Here is a 17009-nt window from a genome sequence, read left to right on the forward strand (position 1 = left end):
TTGGCTGAAGCACAGGTCAACCTCGCAATGGTCTGGTCGAGCGTGCTGGACGGGATCGACCACGACTCCCTCCCCGCACACCAGCGTGCCTGGCTGCCGCAGACCCGTCCGCTGGGTCTGATCGAGGACACGGCGCTGATCGCGGCGCCCAACGAGTTCACCAAGAAGGTCCTGGAGACACGCCTCTACCCGGCGATCAGCAAGGCGCTCTCCGCCCACCTGGGACGGGAGATCCGGGTCGCGGTCACCGTGGACCCCACCGCCGTGCCCACCCCTCCCCCTACGCCCTCCCCCTACGGAGTGAGCAGGGACACGGGCGCGCACACCTCGCTCTCCGCGCCGCCCGAGCAGCCGCCGCCGCACGGCCGCCCCGACCAGCCCTCCGCCCACGAACCCCGTGGCCAGCATGCGCGTCCCGCCGGGCCGCACCCCTTCGAGGCGCCCCAGAGGCAGGAGGCCCCGCACCCGTCCGAGGCGCTGGGCGCGCACCCGGGGCACGCCCGTGCCCAGGAGGCCCAGGCCGACCTGCTCGGCCCCTCGCCCTCGGTCCAGGGCCCCCGGACCGACGACCGCGGACCGGCGCCCCACCAGCACGGTCACGCGCCCGCCGGTGCCCGCGCCCCCCAGGGACCGGCTCCGGCCGCACCGGCACCGCCCGCCGCGGAGGTCCCCGCGCACGGCGCCCAGCAACAGCTCCCCGATCCCCCGGCGCGGCCCCAGGAGGGGCACCACGGGGCGTTCCCCGGGGCAGCCTCCTCCGGGTGGGAGCAGCCCGCACAGGAGCAGCTGTGGCAGCAGCAGAGCTGGTCCGACGCGTCCTGGGACGAGCCCAACCGCTGGGAGAGCCCGTCCGCGAGGCCCGGCCCGAAGTCGGCCCCCGTCGCGGAACCGGCCCCGAGCGAGCCCGAGGCCGCACCCGCGCCCGTCGAGCCCGTGGCGGAGCCCCCGGCGGCGGAGGAGAGCGAGCCCGCGGCCCCTGCCGCACCCGCGCCCACCTCCCCGCCCGGGCGGTCCCAGGAGATCCCCCCTGGTGAGCACGCGCGGCTGAACCCGAAGTACACCTTCGACACCTTCGTCATCGGCTCCAGCAACCGGTTCGCGCACGCGGCCTCCGTCGCGGCGGCCGAGGCACCCGCGAAGGCGTACAACCCTCTGTTCATCCACGGTGGCTCCGGCCTGGGAAAGACCCACCTGCTGCACGCCATCGGCCACTACACGCACCGGCTGTACGAGGGTTCCCGGGTGCGGTACGTGAGCTCGGAGGAGTTCACCAACGAGTTCATCAACTCGATCCGGGACGGCAAGGCGGACGGGTTCCGCCGTCGCTACCGGGACATCGACGTGCTCCTGGTGGACGACATCCAGTTCCTGGAGAACAAGGAGCAGACGCAGGAGGAGTTCTTCCACACGTTCAACACGCTCCACAACTCCGACAAGCAGATCGTCATCTCCAGCGACCGGCCGCCCAAGCAGCTGACCACGCTGGAGGACCGGATGCGGAGCCGGTTCGAGTGGGGCCTGCTGACGGACGTCCAGCCGCCGGAGCTGGAGACCCGGATCGCCATCCTGCGCAAGAAGGCCGCGCAGGAGGGCCTGGCCGCCCCGCCCGAGGTCCTGGAGTTCATCGCGAGCAAGATCTCCACCAACATCCGGGAGCTGGAGGGCGCGCTCATCCGCGTGACCGCCTTCGCCAGCCTCAACCGGCAGTCGGTGGACCTGGACCTGACCGGCCAGGTGCTGCGGGACCTGGTCCCCAACGCCGAGGTCCCCGAGGTCACGGCCAGTGCGATCATGTCCCAGACCGCGGCCTACTTCGGGCTGAGCCTGGAGGACCTGTGCGGGACCTCCCGGTCCCGGGTGCTGGTGACGGCCCGGCAGATCGCCATGTACCTGTGCCGTGAGCTCACCGACCTCTCCCTGCCCAAGATCGGGCAGCAGTTCGGCCGGGACCACACCACGGTCATGCACGCCGACCGCAAGGTCCGGGCGCTGATGGCGGAGCGCCGCTCCATCTACAACCAGGTGCACGAGCTGACCAGCCGGATCAAGGACCAGCCCTCGCTGACGTGACCGCGCACCGGGCAACGAACGATCGGAGGGGGCGGGCCGCCGCGATGCGGGCCCGCCCCCTCCTTCGTGCCCGGGGGCCTCCCCTGTGGCCCGGAGTCCTCTTCAGGGCCTCCTCCGTGTCGCCGGGTGGACGTGTCCGCCTGTCGACGTGTCACCGAGTCACCGAGTCGCCGTGTCGACTTCTCCACTTGTCCCCGGACCGAACCCCTCAGAGAGCCCGCCCCCGGTCCGGTGGCGCCCGTGCGACCGCTCCGCTCTTGTCCACAGTCTCCGAGGCTCCCCCGGAACCGCCCGGACCGAGTTATCCACAGGCTTGTGTGCGTGTTCGCACCCTGGGGAGGAGTACGTCCGTGTCGTGGCCGAGCCGCACCGTCCGTACCCGACACGCATCGTTTCCCCTGGTTTCCGGGGTGTCCGAAGCCTGTTGCGCTGGCCACAGCGGGGCCGGAGTGCGCCGGTCAGGGGCCCTGACGAGGAACGGGACCCGCGATTCGCGAAGGGCCTGTGGAAAACCCTGTGCACAGACTCTTTGTCCAGGTTCGCGCGCTCTGCTCCGTGCTCCGAAAAAAAGTTTGGGGTTTTCTCGGCGGAGTTATCCACAGGGAGGGGTCCAATTCTGTGGACAACCCTGTGGACAACCTGTGGACAACGGCGCCGAGCCTGTGGGTAACCCGGGGTCGCCCTGTGGACGCCGACACCGATGATCGGACCACCGAACCCCGGGGCACTGTGGACAACTTGGGGAAAAGCTGTGGACGAACCTGTGGACGGTCTGTGGACAAGCTGAGGGGCCCTCTGGTTGTCCACAACGGGCCCGAGTTACCCACAGGGTCATCCACAGGGCCTGTGGACAAAAATTCGCAGTCTGACCTGCGAGAACAAGGGTTATCCACATTATCCACAGCCCCTACTACTACGACGCACCTTCATTAACCAAGATGTGGCGTCAAAACAGCTTCGCGGAAAATCTGTGGACAAACCCCTGAGATCGAGGTGACGGCGGGTCAGTCCCGAGCTGGCAGCGGCAGCGGATGAATCCGGGTAACGTGTGGTCTCGCCCCTGTCCTCCGCCGCCCGGTTCTGAGCGGTGACCCCTACGGAGCCCGAGACCGCTCCAGCGGCACGGTCCGCCCTCGTCGCGGACACCGTCCACACCCTGGGGACACGCCCCCGGCGGATCCACGAGACACCCACGAGCTGCAACGTTGAGGCTGCGACCGGTCCCCGGTCGGGCGGAAAGTGAGTCGGAGAGTGAAGTTCCGGGTCGAACGCGACGTACTGGCCGACGCTGTCGCCTGGACAGCGCGCACACTGCCCTCGCGTCCCTCTGTACCGGTCCTCGCCGGGATCCTGCTGGACGCGGGCGAGATCGACGGCCGACAGCGCGTGCGCCTGTCCGGCTTCGACTACGAGGTCTCCGCGCAGGTCTCCGTGGACATCGAGATCGAGGAGCCCGGACAGACCCTGGTCTCCGGACGCCTCCTCGCCGAGATCACCCGCAACCTTCCTCCACAGACTGTGGAGATCTCCACGGACGGCCCGAAGGTCGTCGTGAGCTGCGGCAGCGCGAAGTTCACCCTGAACACCATGCCGGTCGAGGACTACCCGTCCCTCCCGGAGATGCCCGGCGTGAGCGGGACCATCGGCAGCGACGCCTTCGCCGCCGCCGTCAGCCAGGTCGCCGTCGCGGCCGGCCGCGACGACACGCTCCCGATGCTCACCGGCATCCGGGTCGAGATCGAGGGCGAGACCATCACGCTCGCCTCCACCGACCGCTACCGCCTCGCCGTCCGTGAGCTGAACTGGAAGCCGGAGAACCCGGACCTGTCCGCGGTCGCGCTGGTTCCGGCCAAGACCCTCCACGACACCGCCAAGTCGCTCACCTCGGGTGCCGAGGTCTCCATCGCCCTGTCGGGCAGCGAGACCGGCGAGGGCATGATGGGCTTCGAGGGCGGTGGCCGACGCACCACCACGCGCCTGCTGGACGGTGAGTTCCCCAAGTACCGCGCGCTGCTGCCGGACACCTTCAACACCGTCGCGGAGGTCAGCCGCTCCGAGTTCGTCGAGGCCGTCAAGCGCGTCTCCCTGGTCGCTGAGCGCAACACCCCGCTGCGCCTGGCCTTCTCCCAGGGCGCACTGGTCCTGGAGGCGGGCACCGGCGAGGACGCGCAGGCCGTGGAGACCCTGGAGGCGGACCTGGACGGCGAGGACATCCAGATCGCCTTCAACTCCGGGTTCCTGCTGGACGGGCTGGGCGCCATCGGCACCGACGTGGCCCGCCTGCACTTCACCACCTCGACCAAGCCCGCGATCCTCACCGGGAAGCCCGCTGAGGAGGGTGCTTCCCCCGAGTACCGCTACCTGATCATGCCGGTCCGCCTCTCCGGCTGACCGGAACGCCCGTTCCACCGACGAGCGTCCGCCGCCCGGCCCGTGCACAGCGCCACGGGCCGGTCGGCTTCCACATGTCCACAGGTGCCCCAGGGGAGTACACATGCAACTCGGAATGATCGGTCTCGGCAAGATGGGCGGCAACATGGCCGCCCGCCTGCGTGAGAAGGGGCACGACGTCGTCGGCTACGACGTCTCCCCCGGCGCCCGCGACGTCGAGACCCTGTCGGAACTGGTCGACCGCCTCGAAGCCCCCCGCGTGGTCTGGGTGATGGTCCCGTCCGGCGACCCGACGGCCGCGATCGTCTCCGAGCTGGGTGACCTCCTCGCCGAGGGCGACATCGTCGTCGAGGGCGGCAACACCCACTACGTCGACGACGCGCCGCGCGCTGAGGCGCTGGCCGCGAAGGGCGTCGGCTACGTGGACGCCGGTGTGAGCGGCGGCGTGTGGGGTCGGCAGAACGGCTACGGGATCATGGTCGGCGGCCGGGCCGAGGACGTGGAGCGCCTGCGCCCCGTCTTCGACTCCCTGACCCCCGACGACGGCGGCGGCTTCGTGCACGCCGGAGCGGTCGGCGCTGGCCACTTCGTGAAGATGGTCCACAACGGCATCGAGTACGGCATGATGCAGTCCTTCGCGGAGGGCTACGAGCTGATGGTGGCCTCCGGGATCGTCAAGGACGTCCCCGGCACCTTCGAGAGCTGGCGCGAGGGCACTGTCGTGCGTTCCTGGCTGCTGGACCTGCTGGGACGCGCCCTGGAGGAGGACCCGGACCTGTCCGAGCTGCGCGGATACGTGCAGGACTCCGGCGAGGGCCGGTGGACCGTACAGGCCGCCGTGGACCTCGCGGTCCCCGCCCCGGCGATCACCGCCTCGCTCTTCGCGCGGTTCGCCTCCCGCCAGGACGACAGCGAGGCCATGAAGGTCGTCGCCGCCCTGCGCAACCAGTTCGGCGGCCACGCCGTCACCAAGGCCGAGCCCAGGGACGCCGAGCAGGGCTGACCGCGCCCGCTCCTCCCCCGGGGTCGGTCCGGGATCCCCGGACCGACCCCGGCACCGTTCCCCGCCGCCCCTCCCCACCGTTCCCGCTCCCCCGTTCCAGGAGGAAGGCCGGATGTACGTCTCCCACCTGCAACTGGCCGATTTCCGCTCCTACGAGACGGCCCAGTTGCGACTCGAACCCGGCGTGAGCGTGTTCGTCGGCTCCAACGGCCAGGGCAAGACCAACCTCGTCGAGGCGATCGGGTACGTCGCCAGCCTCAGCAGCCACCGGGTCTCCTCGGACACCCCGCTGGTGCGCCAGGGTGCTCCGCGCGCGATCGTCAGCGCCAAGGTCGTCCGTGACGGCCGCGACATGCTGGTGGACCTGGAGATCAACCCGGGCCGCGCCAACCGCGCCAGGGTGAACCGCGGCGCGGCCGGGCGCCCCCGCGACGTGCTGGGCATCCTGCGGACGGTGCTGTTCGCCCCCGAGGACCTGGCCCTGGTCAAGGGCGACCCGGGGGAACGGCGCCGGTTCCTCGACGACCTCCTGGTGGCGCGCGCGCCCCGGATGGCGGGGGTGCGCTCCGACTACGAGCGGGTGCTCAAGCAGCGCAACGCCCTGTTGAAGTCGGCCTCGGCGCGGATGCGCCAGCGGGCCACCCCGGACCTGAGCACGCTGGAGGTCTGGGACTCCCACCTGGCCGAGACCGGGGCGGAGCTCCTGGCGGCGCGGTTGGCCCTGGTGGAGGAGCTGCGCCCGCTGATCGCGCACTCCTACGCGGGGCTGACCGAGTCCGGGGGCCCCGCCGTGCCGACCTACCGGAGCTCCTCCGTCGAGGAGGGGGCCGAGCTTCCGCACGACCGTCCCCGGCTCGTGGAGGTCCTGCGCGAGGCGATGGCCGGGGCGCGCGACCGGGAGCTCCAACGGGGCGTCAGCCTGGTCGGACCGCACCGCGACGACCTGCACCTCCAGCTCGGTGACCTGCCCGCGAAGGGCTACGCCAGCCAGGGCGAGTCGTGGTCGTACGCCCTCTCGCTCAAGCTGGCCGCGTTCGAGCTGCTGCGGGCCGAGGGCGACGACCCGGTCCTGATCCTGGACGACGTCTTCGCGGAGCTGGACTCCGAGCGCCGCCGCAGGCTGACCGAGCGGGTGCGCGACACCGAGCAGGTGCTGGTGACGGCGGCGGTCGCGGAGGACATCCCGAAGGAACTGGACGGTGCGCGGTTCGGGGTCCGTGAGGGGGTGGTCGAGGATGCGTGAGGGTCGTCCACAGCCTGTGGATCCCGGTGTCGGCCGCGACGCCGCGGGTGTCCCCGCCGAAGCGGTCCGTCCACAGCCTGTGGACAGCGGCGGCCCGGCCGCACCGCAGGCGCCGCACGCCCCGGAGGCTCCCCCGGCCTCCGGCGCGGACCTGGCACGCCAGGCGCTGGCCCGGGCCCGGGCGGAGGCGCGTGAGCGCGGCGCCGTCCCCCGGGGCATGAACCGGAAGCGCGCGCGTGGCCGGTTGCGGTCACGGAACGAACCGCAGCTGTTCGGAGACGCGGTGCGCACCTGGCTGATCGAGCACGGCTGGCAGGAGCAGGTGGCGATCGGCGGTGTGTTCGGCCGGTGGGCGGACATCGTCGGTGATTTCAACGCCGAGCACCTGCGTCCGGAGAGTTATTCGGAGGGCGAACTCGTCGTGGTGGCTGATTCACCGACGATGGCGGCCCACGCGCGAGCGATGGTTCGGGATCTGATGCGCCGTCTTAACGAGGAGCTCGGTGACGGCACCGTCATCGCGATCAAGGTGAAGGGGCCGGGCTTCCGCCGCCGGTGACCCCGCCCGGATTGCCCCGTGTCGCCCCGGCACGTCTGTGACCTGGGGTCCCGCGCGCCCCTTCGGGCACCGTTCCGGGACGTGCTCCCCGATCGCTGGACCCCTCTCCTTCCGTGACATGGCACCGAGGGGGTGCGGTGGCCCTGCGAAGGCCACTGAACCGCGCCGGGACTTGCGCAAGGGGGCTCCCGCGTGTAGGGACTCGGCTCCCGCCCCGAACGTTCGTTCTGGAGCGGCACAGGGCCGCGAATGCCACTTTGTCGCACCGGGCGGGGTATCATGGAGACGGTTCTTCAGACGCCTGTAGCCGGTATCACGCTCCCATGTAGAGGGTGGGCGGACGGCCCGTGCGGCGAACGGTGATCCCCCAGGTGTCGCGGCAAGTCGGCCCTCCGATCACCCTGTCGTGGGTTGACCGTCGTCCGCTCGGCCGCTGCCGACAGGCGTCCCCAGCAGGAGGGTGTTCCCACTTGGCCTACGACGCAGGATCAATCACGGTTCTCGAAGGGCTCGAGGCAGTACGCAAGCGCCCGGGTATGTACATCGGCTCCACCGGTGAGCGGGGTCTGCATCACCTGGTCTACGAGGTGGTCGACAACTCGGTCGACGAGGCGCTGGCGGGTCACGCCGACGCCATCGAGGTGACCCTGCTCGCCGACGGCGGGATCAGGGTGGCCGACAACGGCCGGGGTATCCCGGTCGGTATCCACCCCGTCGAGCAGCGTCCCGCGGTCGAGGTCGTCCTCACGACGCTGCACGCGGGCGGAAAGTTCGACGGCAAGTCCTACGCGGTCTCCGGCGGTCTGCACGGCGTCGGCATCTCCGTCGTCAACGCGCTGTCCACGGCACTGGACGTGGAGATCCGCCAACAGGGGCACGTCTGGCGCCAGCACTACGAGATGACCGCCCCCACGGGTGAGCTCGTGAAGGCCGAGGAGACCGACGAGACCGGCACCGAGATCACCTTCTGGGCCGACGGCGACATCTTCGAGACCACCACGTACTCGTTCGAGACGCTGGCCCGCCGGATGCAGGAGATGGCCTTCCTCAACAAGGGGCTGTCCATCACCATCCGCGACGAGCGGCCCGACCACACCGACGACGGTCCCGTGGTCAACACCTTCCACTACGAGGAGGGGCTGTCGGACTACGTCCGGCACATCAACGCCAAGAAGGAGCCGGCGCACGCGTCGATCATCTCCTTCGAGGAGGACGGCGACGGCATCGCGGTCGAGATCGCCATGCAGTGGAACCAGTCCTACACCTCGTCGGTGCACACCTTCGCCAACACCATCAACACGGCGGAGGGCGGCACGCACGAGGAGGGTTTCCGCTCCGCGCTCACCACTCTGGTCAACCGGTACGCCCGGGACCAGAAGCTGCTGCGCGACAAGGAGGACAACCTCACCGGCGACGACATCCGTGAGGGCCTGACCGCGATCATCTCGGTCAAGCTCGCGGACCCCCAGTTCGAGGGCCAGACCAAGACGAAGCTCGGCAACACCGAGGCCAAGTCCTTCGTCCAGAAGGTCACCAACGAGCACCTGCGCGACTGGTTCGAGCGCAACCCCGGCGAGGCCAAGGACATCGTGTCCAAGGCCAGCCAGGCCGCCCGCGCCCGTGTGGCCGCCCGCCAGGCCCGCGACCTGACCCGCCGCAAGACCCTCCTCGAGACCACCTCCCTCCCGGGCAAGCTGTCGGACTGCCAGTCCACCAACCCGGAGGAGTGCGAGGTCTACATCGTCGAGGGCGACTCGGCCGGCGGCTCCGCCAAGGGTGGTCGCAACCCGCACAACCAGGCCATCCTGCCCATCCGCGGCAAGATCCTGAACGTCGAGAAGTCGCGGATCGACCGCATCCTCAAGAACAACGAGGTCCAGGCGATCATCACCGCTCTGGGCACCGGCATCCACGAGGAGTTCGACGCCGAGAAGCTGCGGTACCACAAGATCATCCTGATGGCCGACGCCGACGTCGACGGCCAGCACATCCGGACGCTGCTGCTCACCCTGCTGTTCCGCTTCATGAAGCCGCTGGTCGAGGCCGGGAACGTCTACCTGGCCCGTCCGCCGCTCTACAAGATCAAGTGGGACCAGAAGGGCAGCGACGCCAGCTACGCCTTCTCCGACGCCGAGCGCGACCGGGTCATCGAGGCCGGGATCGCCGAGGGCAAGAGGGACCCGCGCCCGCGCGACATGGTGCAGCGCTTCAAGGGTCTGGGCGAGATGAACGCCAACGAGCTGTGGGACACCACGATGGACCCGGACCGCCGCGTGCTCGACCAGGTCAACCTGGAGGACGCGGCCCAGGCCGACGAGATGTTCAGCGTGCTCATGGGTGAGGACGTCGAGTCGCGGCGCGCCTTCATCCAGCGCAACGCCAAGGACGTCCGCTTCCTGGACATCTAGGTCCCCCGTTCCCACCCGTGCCCCAAGCAAGCCTCGTAGAAGGGATCGACATCCGTGACGGATGCGAACAACCCCGACGCCCCTGAGGGCGGGGACTCCACTGTCGAGTCCCTCTCGCGCGTGACCGACCGGATCGAGCCCGTCGACATCCAGGTCGAGATGCAGCGCAGCTACCTCGACTACGCGATGTCGGTCATCGTCGGCCGGGCCCTCCCCGACGTCCGTGACGGGCTCAAGCCGGTCCACCAGCGCGTGCTGTACGCGATGTACGACGGCGGCTACCGTCCCGACCGCGGTTACTTCAAGTGCGCCCGCGTCGTCGGTGACGTGATGGGCAACTACCACCCGCACGGTGACAGCGCCATCTACGACACCCTGGTCCGCCTGGCCCAGTGGTGGTCGATGCGGATGCCGCTGGTCGACCCGAACGGCAACTTCGGCTCGCCGGGCAACGACCCGGCGGCCGCCATGCGCTACACCGAGTGCAAGCTCGCGCCGCTGGCCATGGAGATGCTCCGGGACATCGACAAGGAGACCGTCGACTTCCGGCCCAACTACGACGGCCGCTCCTCCGAGCCCGTCGTGCTGCCCGCCCGCTTCCCGAACCTGCTGGTCAACGGCTCCTCGGGCATCGCGGTCGGCATGGCCACCAACATCCCGCCGCACAACCTGCGCGAGGTCGCGGACGGCGTCAACTGGTACCTCGACAACCCCGAGGCCGAGGACGAGGAGCTGCTCGACCAGCTCATCGCCCGGGTCAAGGGCCCCGACTTCCCCACGCGCGGACTCATCGTGGGCAAGCGCGGGATCGAGGAGGCCTACCGGACCGGGCGCGGCTCCATCACCATGCGCGCCGTGGTCGAGGTCGAGGAGGACGGCCGGGGGCGTCAGACCCTGGTCATCACCGAGCTGCCCTACCAGGTCAACCCGGACAACCTGGCGCTGAAGATCGCCGACCTGGTCAAGGACGGCAAGATCACCGGCATCGCGGACGTGCGGGACGAGAGCAGCGGCCGTACCGGTCAGCGCCTGGTCATCGTGCTCAAGCGCGACGCGGTCGCCAAGGTCGTGCTGAACAACCTGTACAAGCACACCCAGCTCCAGGAGACCTTCGGCGCGAACATGCTGGCCCTGGTCGACGGGGTGCCGCGCACCCTGCGCCTGGACCAGATGATCCGCCACTGGGTCAAGCACCAGGTCGAGGTCATCGTCCGCCGGACGAAGTACCTGCTGCGCAAGGCCGAGGAGCGGGCGCACATCCTGCGTGCCCTCCTGCGGGCGATGGACCGGATCGACGAGGTCATCAGCCTGATCCGGAGCAGCGCCTCGGCGGACGACGCGCGCACCGGCCTGATGGGCCTGCTGGAGATCGACGACATCCAGGCCCGCGCGATCCTCGACATGCAGCTGCGCAAGCTGGCGGCCCTGGAGCGCAACGCCCTCACCGCCGAGTACGACGAGCTCATGGCGCTCATCACCGACTACAACGACATCCTCGCCTCGGACCCCCGTCAGCGGACCATCATCCGCGAGGAGCTGGGCGAGATCGTCGACAAGTACGGCGACGAGCGGCGCACGCACATCATCCCGTTCGAGGGTGACATGCGCATGGAGGACTTCATCGCGGAGGAGGACGTGGTCGTCACGATCTCCCGCGGTGGGTACGCCAAGCGCACCCGCATCGACAACTACCGCGCGCAGAAGCGCGGCGGCAAGGGCGTGCGGGGTGCCCAGCTCAAGCAGGACGACATCGTCCAGCACTTCTTCGTCACCACCACCCACCACTGGATCCTGTGCTTCACGAACCAGGGACGGGTGTACCGGACGAAGGCCTACGAGCTGCCGGAGGCCGCCCGCGACGCGCGCGGCCAGCACGTCGCCAACCTGCTGCCCTTCCAGCCGGGTGAGGAGATCGCGCAGATCATGGCGCTGCGCGACTACGAGGCGGCGCCCTACCTGGTGCTGGCCACCCGCGAGGGCCTGGTGAAGAAGTCGCGCCTGGAGGACTTCGACTCCGCGCGCGCGGCGGGCATCATCGCGATCAACCTCCGCGAGGAGGACGAGCTGATCGCGGCGCGCCTGGTCTTCCCCGACGACGACCTGCTGCTGATCTCCAGCGACGCCCAGGCGATCCGCTTCCCGGCCTCCGACGAGTCGCTGCGGCCCATGGGCCGCGCCACCAGCGGTGTGATCGGCATGCGGTTCCTGGAGGGCGACTACCTGCTCTCCATGGACGTCATCCGCCCCGACGACGGTTCCACCGACGTGCTGGTCACCACCGAGAACGGGTACGCCAAGCGGACCCCCTCGGAGCAGTACCCGGTGCAGAACCGAGGCGGCAAGGGCGTTCTGACGGCCAAGGTCGTGGAGGCCCGCGGCAAGCTGGTCGGCGCCCTCATGGTGGACCCGGAGGTGGACGAGATCTTCGCGATCACCTCCGCCGGCGGGGTCATCCGCACCGGTGCCGCCGAGGTGAAGCGGTCCGGGCGCACCACCATGGGCGTCCGGCTGATGAACCTGGACAAGGGCAACAAGATCGTGGCCGTCGCCGCGAACGCCGAGGCCGCCGAGGAGGCCGAGGCCGAGGAGGTCGCGGACGCCGTCGAGGCCGCCAACGCCGACACGGTCGAGCAGGTCGCGGGCGAAGGCAACCCTGACGCCTAGACTGCGCGTTAAGACCAGTACGTCCCGTGGGGTGCGTTTCGGCGGCCCCACGGGACACACGGATCGACCCGTCTCAACGAAAGTCCAGCGGTAGCGCTTCTATGTCTGAGAACCAGCGGAACACACCCAGCAACGAGTCCGACGCGGATGCCACCGCCGGTGACGCGGACGTGGAGACGGCGGGGGAGACCGCTGAGGACTCCTCGGAGGCCACGAACGCGGAGCCCGAGATGACCGAGTCGCCGTCCGAGCCCGAGGGGGAGTCCACCCCCGCGGGGCCGAGCGCGGTCAAGGCCACCCTGGCGAGCCGCAAGGCCCACCTGACCGTCTCCCGCGTGGAGCCGTGGTCGGTCATGAAGTTCGCCTTCGTGGTCTCCCTCGTCTGCTTCATCATCCTGTTCGTCGCCGTCGCGGTGATCTACGCGACCCTGTCGATGCTGGGTGTCTTCGACGAACTCACCAACATGATCAACGCCCTCATGGAGGGCGACGGCGGAGAGGACGAGCTGGGCCTCAACCCGGCCGCCTGGTTCTCCCCGGGCCGTGTGCTGGGCTACACGGGTGTGATCGGCGCGCTGAACGTCGTGCTGATCACCGCCCTGTCCACGGTGGGCGCGATGCTCTACAACCTGGTCTCCGACCTGGTCGGCGGCGTGGACGTCACGCTCTCCGAGGCCGAGTAGTCCTCCGTCCCGTCCGGGCCCGGCACCTCTCCGAGGAGCCGGGCCCGACCCGTCCCGAGCACTCCCGAAGCCCGCTAAAATCGAAGGTGAAGAGGGACGCGGCGGGGCCGCGCACCTCCTCCCCACCCCGAGGATTCCGGTTCGCTCCGCCCCTCCGGATGCGGTAGAGTTCCTGACGGAACGCGGGCGTATAGCTCAGTCGGTTAGAGCGCATCCCTGATAAGGATGAGGCCCCAGGTTCAAGTCCTGGTACGCCCACCCAGCGAAAAGACTCCCTCCGGGGGGTCTTTTTTCGTGCCCTGAGTGGACACGGACCTCCCACGACCAAGCGGACGGACCGGGGCCGCCCGCGCGCTTTGTCGACACCGCGCCGAGTCGCCATGTCGACTCGTACCCCCCGGTGTGGGGTGGCGGCGGATCCGGTCGCGGAAACCGTCCAGGGGCCTTGGTCCCTCCTCTCGGGGAGGTGGCCGCAACCGGCCCCGGTCTTGCGTTCTCACCTGAGTGGTCATCCATGCAGTTCAGGCGGGAGATGCGAGAAGGATGCGGGCGTCCCTCACCTGGTTTCCGGTGAGTACGGTCGACGTGACCCCCGTCCCCCATCTCCCGGGAATCGCATGTCCGACGAAGCCGGCGTGAGTGTCGACGCCCTCCCCGAAGCGGAGGCTGCGGAGATGCTCGCCGAGACCATGGCCCTCCTTGGCGGCAGGTTCGAAACGATCCTGGAGAGCCTGCACGGCCCGGTGTCCTCCTACGTGACCTCGGGCCTGTCCACCTACGGGGACAACGCCCTGGAGGACATCCAGGCGACCGCCCGGAGCGGCATCGCGCTCGCGCAGAACGTCCAGGGTTCGGTCCTGGAGATCGCCGCCACGGACTCCGAGAACGCGGACGAGTTCCGAGAGGGGCTCGAGGAACTCGACATCCCGATCAACTTCTGACCCCCCTGAGAGAAGCCCCCATGACCAGTGTCGAGGACATGACCCTCGGTCTGCCCGACCCGATCGAGGCCGACCCTCCGACGATCCGCTCGGGCGCCGAAGAGCTCGACGAGCTCCACGCGGACATGCTCGGCCGGTCCGGTGACACCGACAGCCAGATGCGTTCCTCCGCGAACCAGTTCACCGACCGCATCGCCTGGGACATCAGCTCCGCCTCCGCCGACGAGCTCATGGCGTGGGAGGAGGCCTCCAAGGCCCTCACCTACGGTGCCGGGATCCTGCGGCTGTGGGCCGGGGACGTCGACACCTACCTCACCGACCGCGCCGACATCGTGCAACGCTGGCAGCAGGCCAAGGCCGACATCCAGGCGCTCAGGGGCATGGGCTCCGACTACGTCATCGGTCAGGCGTTCGTGGAGTTGTTCGGCGGCGAGACCGAGGCCGATCGGTTGGCGGCCACGCGCGAGGAACTGCGCTCGGAACACTCCGGTATCTGGGGCACCCTGATGACCCGGGCCGAACGGACCAAGATCGAGCTGCGCACCGGGCCCAGCAAGGAGTCCCTGGAGCGCATGGTGGAGGCGGGCCTGCTCACCGCCGGGCAGATCGCCACCTACGGCGACCACTACCCCGCGATGGTGCCGGACGAGATCGACGGCAGCGAACCGCCCCACCTGGTCAACGCCTGGTGGGACTCCCTGTCCGAGGAAGAGCGAGAACAGGCCATGGCCGACGACCCCGACCTCCTCCGGGACCTCGACGGCATCCCCGCCACGGTGCGCGACCAACTCAACCGCGACTACCTGGCCGAGGAGCCCGACAGGATCGACAGCGAGATCGACGACCTCCGGGAGGAGCGGGAGGCCCTGAGTAACGGCCCCGGCCACGACGGACCACGACGGATCCTGGACAACCAGATCGAGGAGTTGGAGGCCGAGAAGGACGTCGTCGAGACACTGCTCAACGACCTTGGGGACAGCTCAGCCGACACCGACAAGTTCCTGTTGGCGTTCGAGAGGGGAGACAACGGCCGCGCCATTGTGTCCCATGGCAACCCCGACACCGCTGACAACGTCGCGACGATGGTTCCCGGGACCACGAACACCTGGGAGAACGTGAACAGCCGAGTTGGTAACGCTGAGACTATCGCCGACGAGGCCAAACGTGAGGGCCGGATCGAGCAGACGGCGGTCATCAGTTGGATCGGCTACGACGCCCCGTCGGTGACCGAGGCCGTGTCCGAGGACCGGGCTGAGGGTGCGGTCGACGAACTGAGTCGCTTCCAGGCCGGGCTCCGTGCCACCCACGAGGGGGCCTCGCCCTCGCACAACACAGTCATCGGGCACAGCTACGGCAGCACCGTGGTCGGGCACACCGCCATGAGCGACCAGGGCCTGGACGCCGACCAGATCGCCTTCGTCGGAAGCCCCGGCGTCAAGGCCCAACACGTCTCCGAACTCGGGTTCCTCCCGGAGGACGTCCACGTCTCCACGGCCGAGAACGACAAGATCAACGACAGAACCCCTGATTTCATCCACGGACCCGACCCGTTCACGGAGGAGTTCGGGGCCACCATCTTCGAGTCCAACGAGGGGTCCACGGGCGGATCGTTCCCGTTCGGACCCGCACACTCGGAATACTACGATCCGCCCAAGGAATCGGGGGAACGTTCCGACCAGAATGCGAGCGGCATGTCCGTCGAATACTTGGGAGAATTCGTTCGAGGCGTCCTCTGACCCGCCGCGAACGCCGATGGAGGAACCAGGAACGGAATGACGAACTGGAAGACGGTGGCCGCTCTCTCCGTACTCGCCGTGACAGTGGCTGGCTGCGGGTCCGAGACACCATCCACATCTGACCCCATTGCGGAGGACCCGATCAACGAGGACGAGGCCGTCAAGAAGATCGACGAGCACATCAACGACGCGGTAGGCGTGCTCCCCGAGGAGGTCCGGTTGGAGCCCCTGGGGCAACCGAACTTCGGTGGCTGCGACGGGGGCGGCAGGAACGAACCCGTCACCGCCAGCCACACCTACTGGCTCCACGACCTCGCCCCCGAGGACAACGAGGCCCACGCTGAGGCACTGCACCAGTACTGGACCGACAACGGGTACGAGATCATGCGTGACCGGCGTCCCGACAAGCTCTCGATCTCGGTGCACCACCCCGAGGACGGGTTCGGGATGACCCTCCGTGTGAGTGACGACGGCATTCTCTCCGTCGGGGCCTCCTCGCCCTGCTTTCACCCAGAAGAGAGGTCGTGAGGCCCGCCGCTGCCCGCCCCGATGACCTGTTCAACTTCGTCGGATACGAGGAGGACTCCTTCGTGATGTTCGTCCAGGGTTCCCGGTCTATGAGTGCCGCCTCCCCCTGCGTGTGGCCCGACGGAGAACCGGACTCCTGAGGTGAGCCCGTCGGTCCACCGTGGACGCCAGCCGACGTCCTCGGCCAGCGCAACCTGAGCGGGGCTGGGGCGACACAGGGGGTCCGCTGGAAGGGGAGAACTCAGTGAAGAACCTGGGGAGGACAGCGGCCTGCGTCGCATCGGTCGCCCTTGTGCTGACCGGCTGCGGCGGAACGGAAGCGACCATGACCGAGGACGAGGCCGTCGAGAAGATCGACGAGCACATCAACGACGCGGTAGGCGTAATCCCTGGGGATGTCCGGTTGGAGCCCCTGGACCAGCCGATCACCGGTGGCTGCGAGGGAGGCGGCAGGAACGAGTCGGTCACCGTCAGCCATGTCTACTGGCTTCGTGACCTCGCCCCCGAGGACAACGAGGCCCACGCTGAGGCACTGCACCAGTACTGGACCGACAACGGGTACGAGATCATGCGTGACCGGCGTCCCGACAAGCTCTCGATCTCGGTGCGGAACGTCGAGGACGGGTTCGGGATGACCCTCCGTGTGAGCGACAAGGGCACTCTCTCCGTCGGGGCCTCCTCGCCCTGCTTCCACCCAGAAGAGAGGTCGTGAGACCCGCGCCGTCGAGCAGTCAGCGGAGGGGGCGAGCCCGCCGTAGCCGGGAAGGTGCACCAGTGTTGACT

At 69.1% G+C, this 17009-nt stretch carries 13 protein-coding genes and 1 tRNA gene; all 14 read left to right on the forward strand.

Annotated features, from left to right (window positions below; all coding sequences use genetic code 11):
- Positions 1–27: 27 nt before the first annotated feature.
- The 14 genes from dnaA (at position 28) to AC0VYL_RS00070 (ending at position 16938) form a co-directional block, all read left to right on the forward strand.
- Positions 28–2070: a chromosomal replication initiator protein DnaA gene (dnaA, locus tag AC0VYL_RS00005; protein WP_475483587.1), complete on the forward strand. Its 2043-nt coding sequence runs from the start codon at positions 28–30 to the stop codon at positions 2068–2070.
- A gap of 1251 nt (positions 2071–3321) precedes the next feature.
- Positions 3322–4461, forward strand: a complete 1140-nt coding sequence (gene dnaN, locus AC0VYL_RS00010) for a DNA polymerase III subunit beta (RefSeq protein WP_475457545.1) — start codon at positions 3322–3324, stop codon at positions 4459–4461.
- Between the two features lie 103 nt (positions 4462–4564).
- The gene (gnd, locus tag AC0VYL_RS00015; protein WP_475481953.1) at positions 4565–5464 is read left to right on the forward strand and encodes a phosphogluconate dehydrogenase (NAD(+)-dependent, decarboxylating); all 900 of its coding nucleotides are present in this window, start codon (positions 4565–4567) and stop codon (positions 5462–5464) included.
- 112 nt (positions 5465–5576) lie between these two features.
- A complete protein-coding gene (recF, locus tag AC0VYL_RS00020; RefSeq protein WP_475457549.1) occupies positions 5577–6707 on the forward strand; it encodes a DNA replication/repair protein RecF in 1131 nt (376 codons plus the stop codon).
- Positions 6708–6786: 79 nt separating this feature from the next.
- The gene (locus AC0VYL_RS00025) at positions 6787–7266 is read left to right on the forward strand and encodes a DciA family protein (protein WP_475463300.1); all 480 of its coding nucleotides are present in this window, start codon (positions 6787–6789) and stop codon (positions 7264–7266) included.
- 470 nt (positions 7267–7736) lie between these two features.
- Positions 7737–9674 carry a DNA topoisomerase (ATP-hydrolyzing) subunit B gene (gene gyrB, locus AC0VYL_RS00030; protein WP_378747065.1) on the forward strand — a complete coding sequence of 646 codons (1938 nt, stop codon included), beginning with the start codon at positions 7737–7739 and terminating at the stop codon, positions 9672–9674.
- A gap of 54 nt (positions 9675–9728) precedes the next feature.
- Complete coding sequence (gyrA, locus tag AC0VYL_RS00035; protein WP_475481954.1) at positions 9729–12338, forward strand: DNA gyrase subunit A; 2610 nt, start codon at positions 9729–9731, stop codon at positions 12336–12338.
- Between the two features lie 101 nt (positions 12339–12439).
- Positions 12440–13021 (forward strand): DUF3566 domain-containing protein, encoded by a 582-nt coding sequence (locus AC0VYL_RS00040; RefSeq protein WP_475457554.1) that lies wholly within the window; start codon positions 12440–12442, stop codon positions 13019–13021.
- A gap of 184 nt (positions 13022–13205) precedes the next feature.
- Positions 13206–13279: transfer RNA gene (locus AC0VYL_RS00045), tRNA-Ile, on the forward strand.
- Positions 13280–13638: 359 nt separating this feature from the next.
- The gene (locus AC0VYL_RS00050) at positions 13639–13962 is read left to right on the forward strand and encodes a hypothetical protein (RefSeq protein WP_475481955.1); all 324 of its coding nucleotides are present in this window, start codon (positions 13639–13641) and stop codon (positions 13960–13962) included.
- Between the two features lie 20 nt (positions 13963–13982).
- Positions 13983–15698, forward strand: a complete 1716-nt coding sequence (locus AC0VYL_RS00055; RefSeq protein ID WP_475481956.1) for an alpha/beta hydrolase — start codon at positions 13983–13985, stop codon at positions 15696–15698.
- Positions 15699–15734: 36 nt separating this feature from the next.
- On the forward strand, positions 15735–16226 hold the full coding sequence (locus AC0VYL_RS00060) for a hypothetical protein (protein WP_475481957.1): 492 nt from the start codon (positions 15735–15737) through the stop codon (positions 16224–16226).
- Positions 16223–16366, forward strand: coding sequence for a hypothetical protein (locus AC0VYL_RS00065; RefSeq protein ID WP_475481958.1), 144 nt, complete (start codon positions 16223–16225; stop codon positions 16364–16366). Before AC0VYL_RS00060 ends, AC0VYL_RS00065 begins: the two co-directional genes overlap by 4 nt.
- Positions 16367–16551: 185 nt before the next feature.
- Positions 16552–16938 carry a hypothetical protein gene (locus AC0VYL_RS00070; RefSeq protein WP_475481959.1) on the forward strand — a complete coding sequence of 129 codons (387 nt, stop codon included), beginning with the start codon at positions 16552–16554 and terminating at the stop codon, positions 16936–16938.
- Positions 16939–17009: the final 71 nt, after the last annotated feature.

Source organism: Nocardiopsis sp. iso_238, assembly GCF_056173325.1.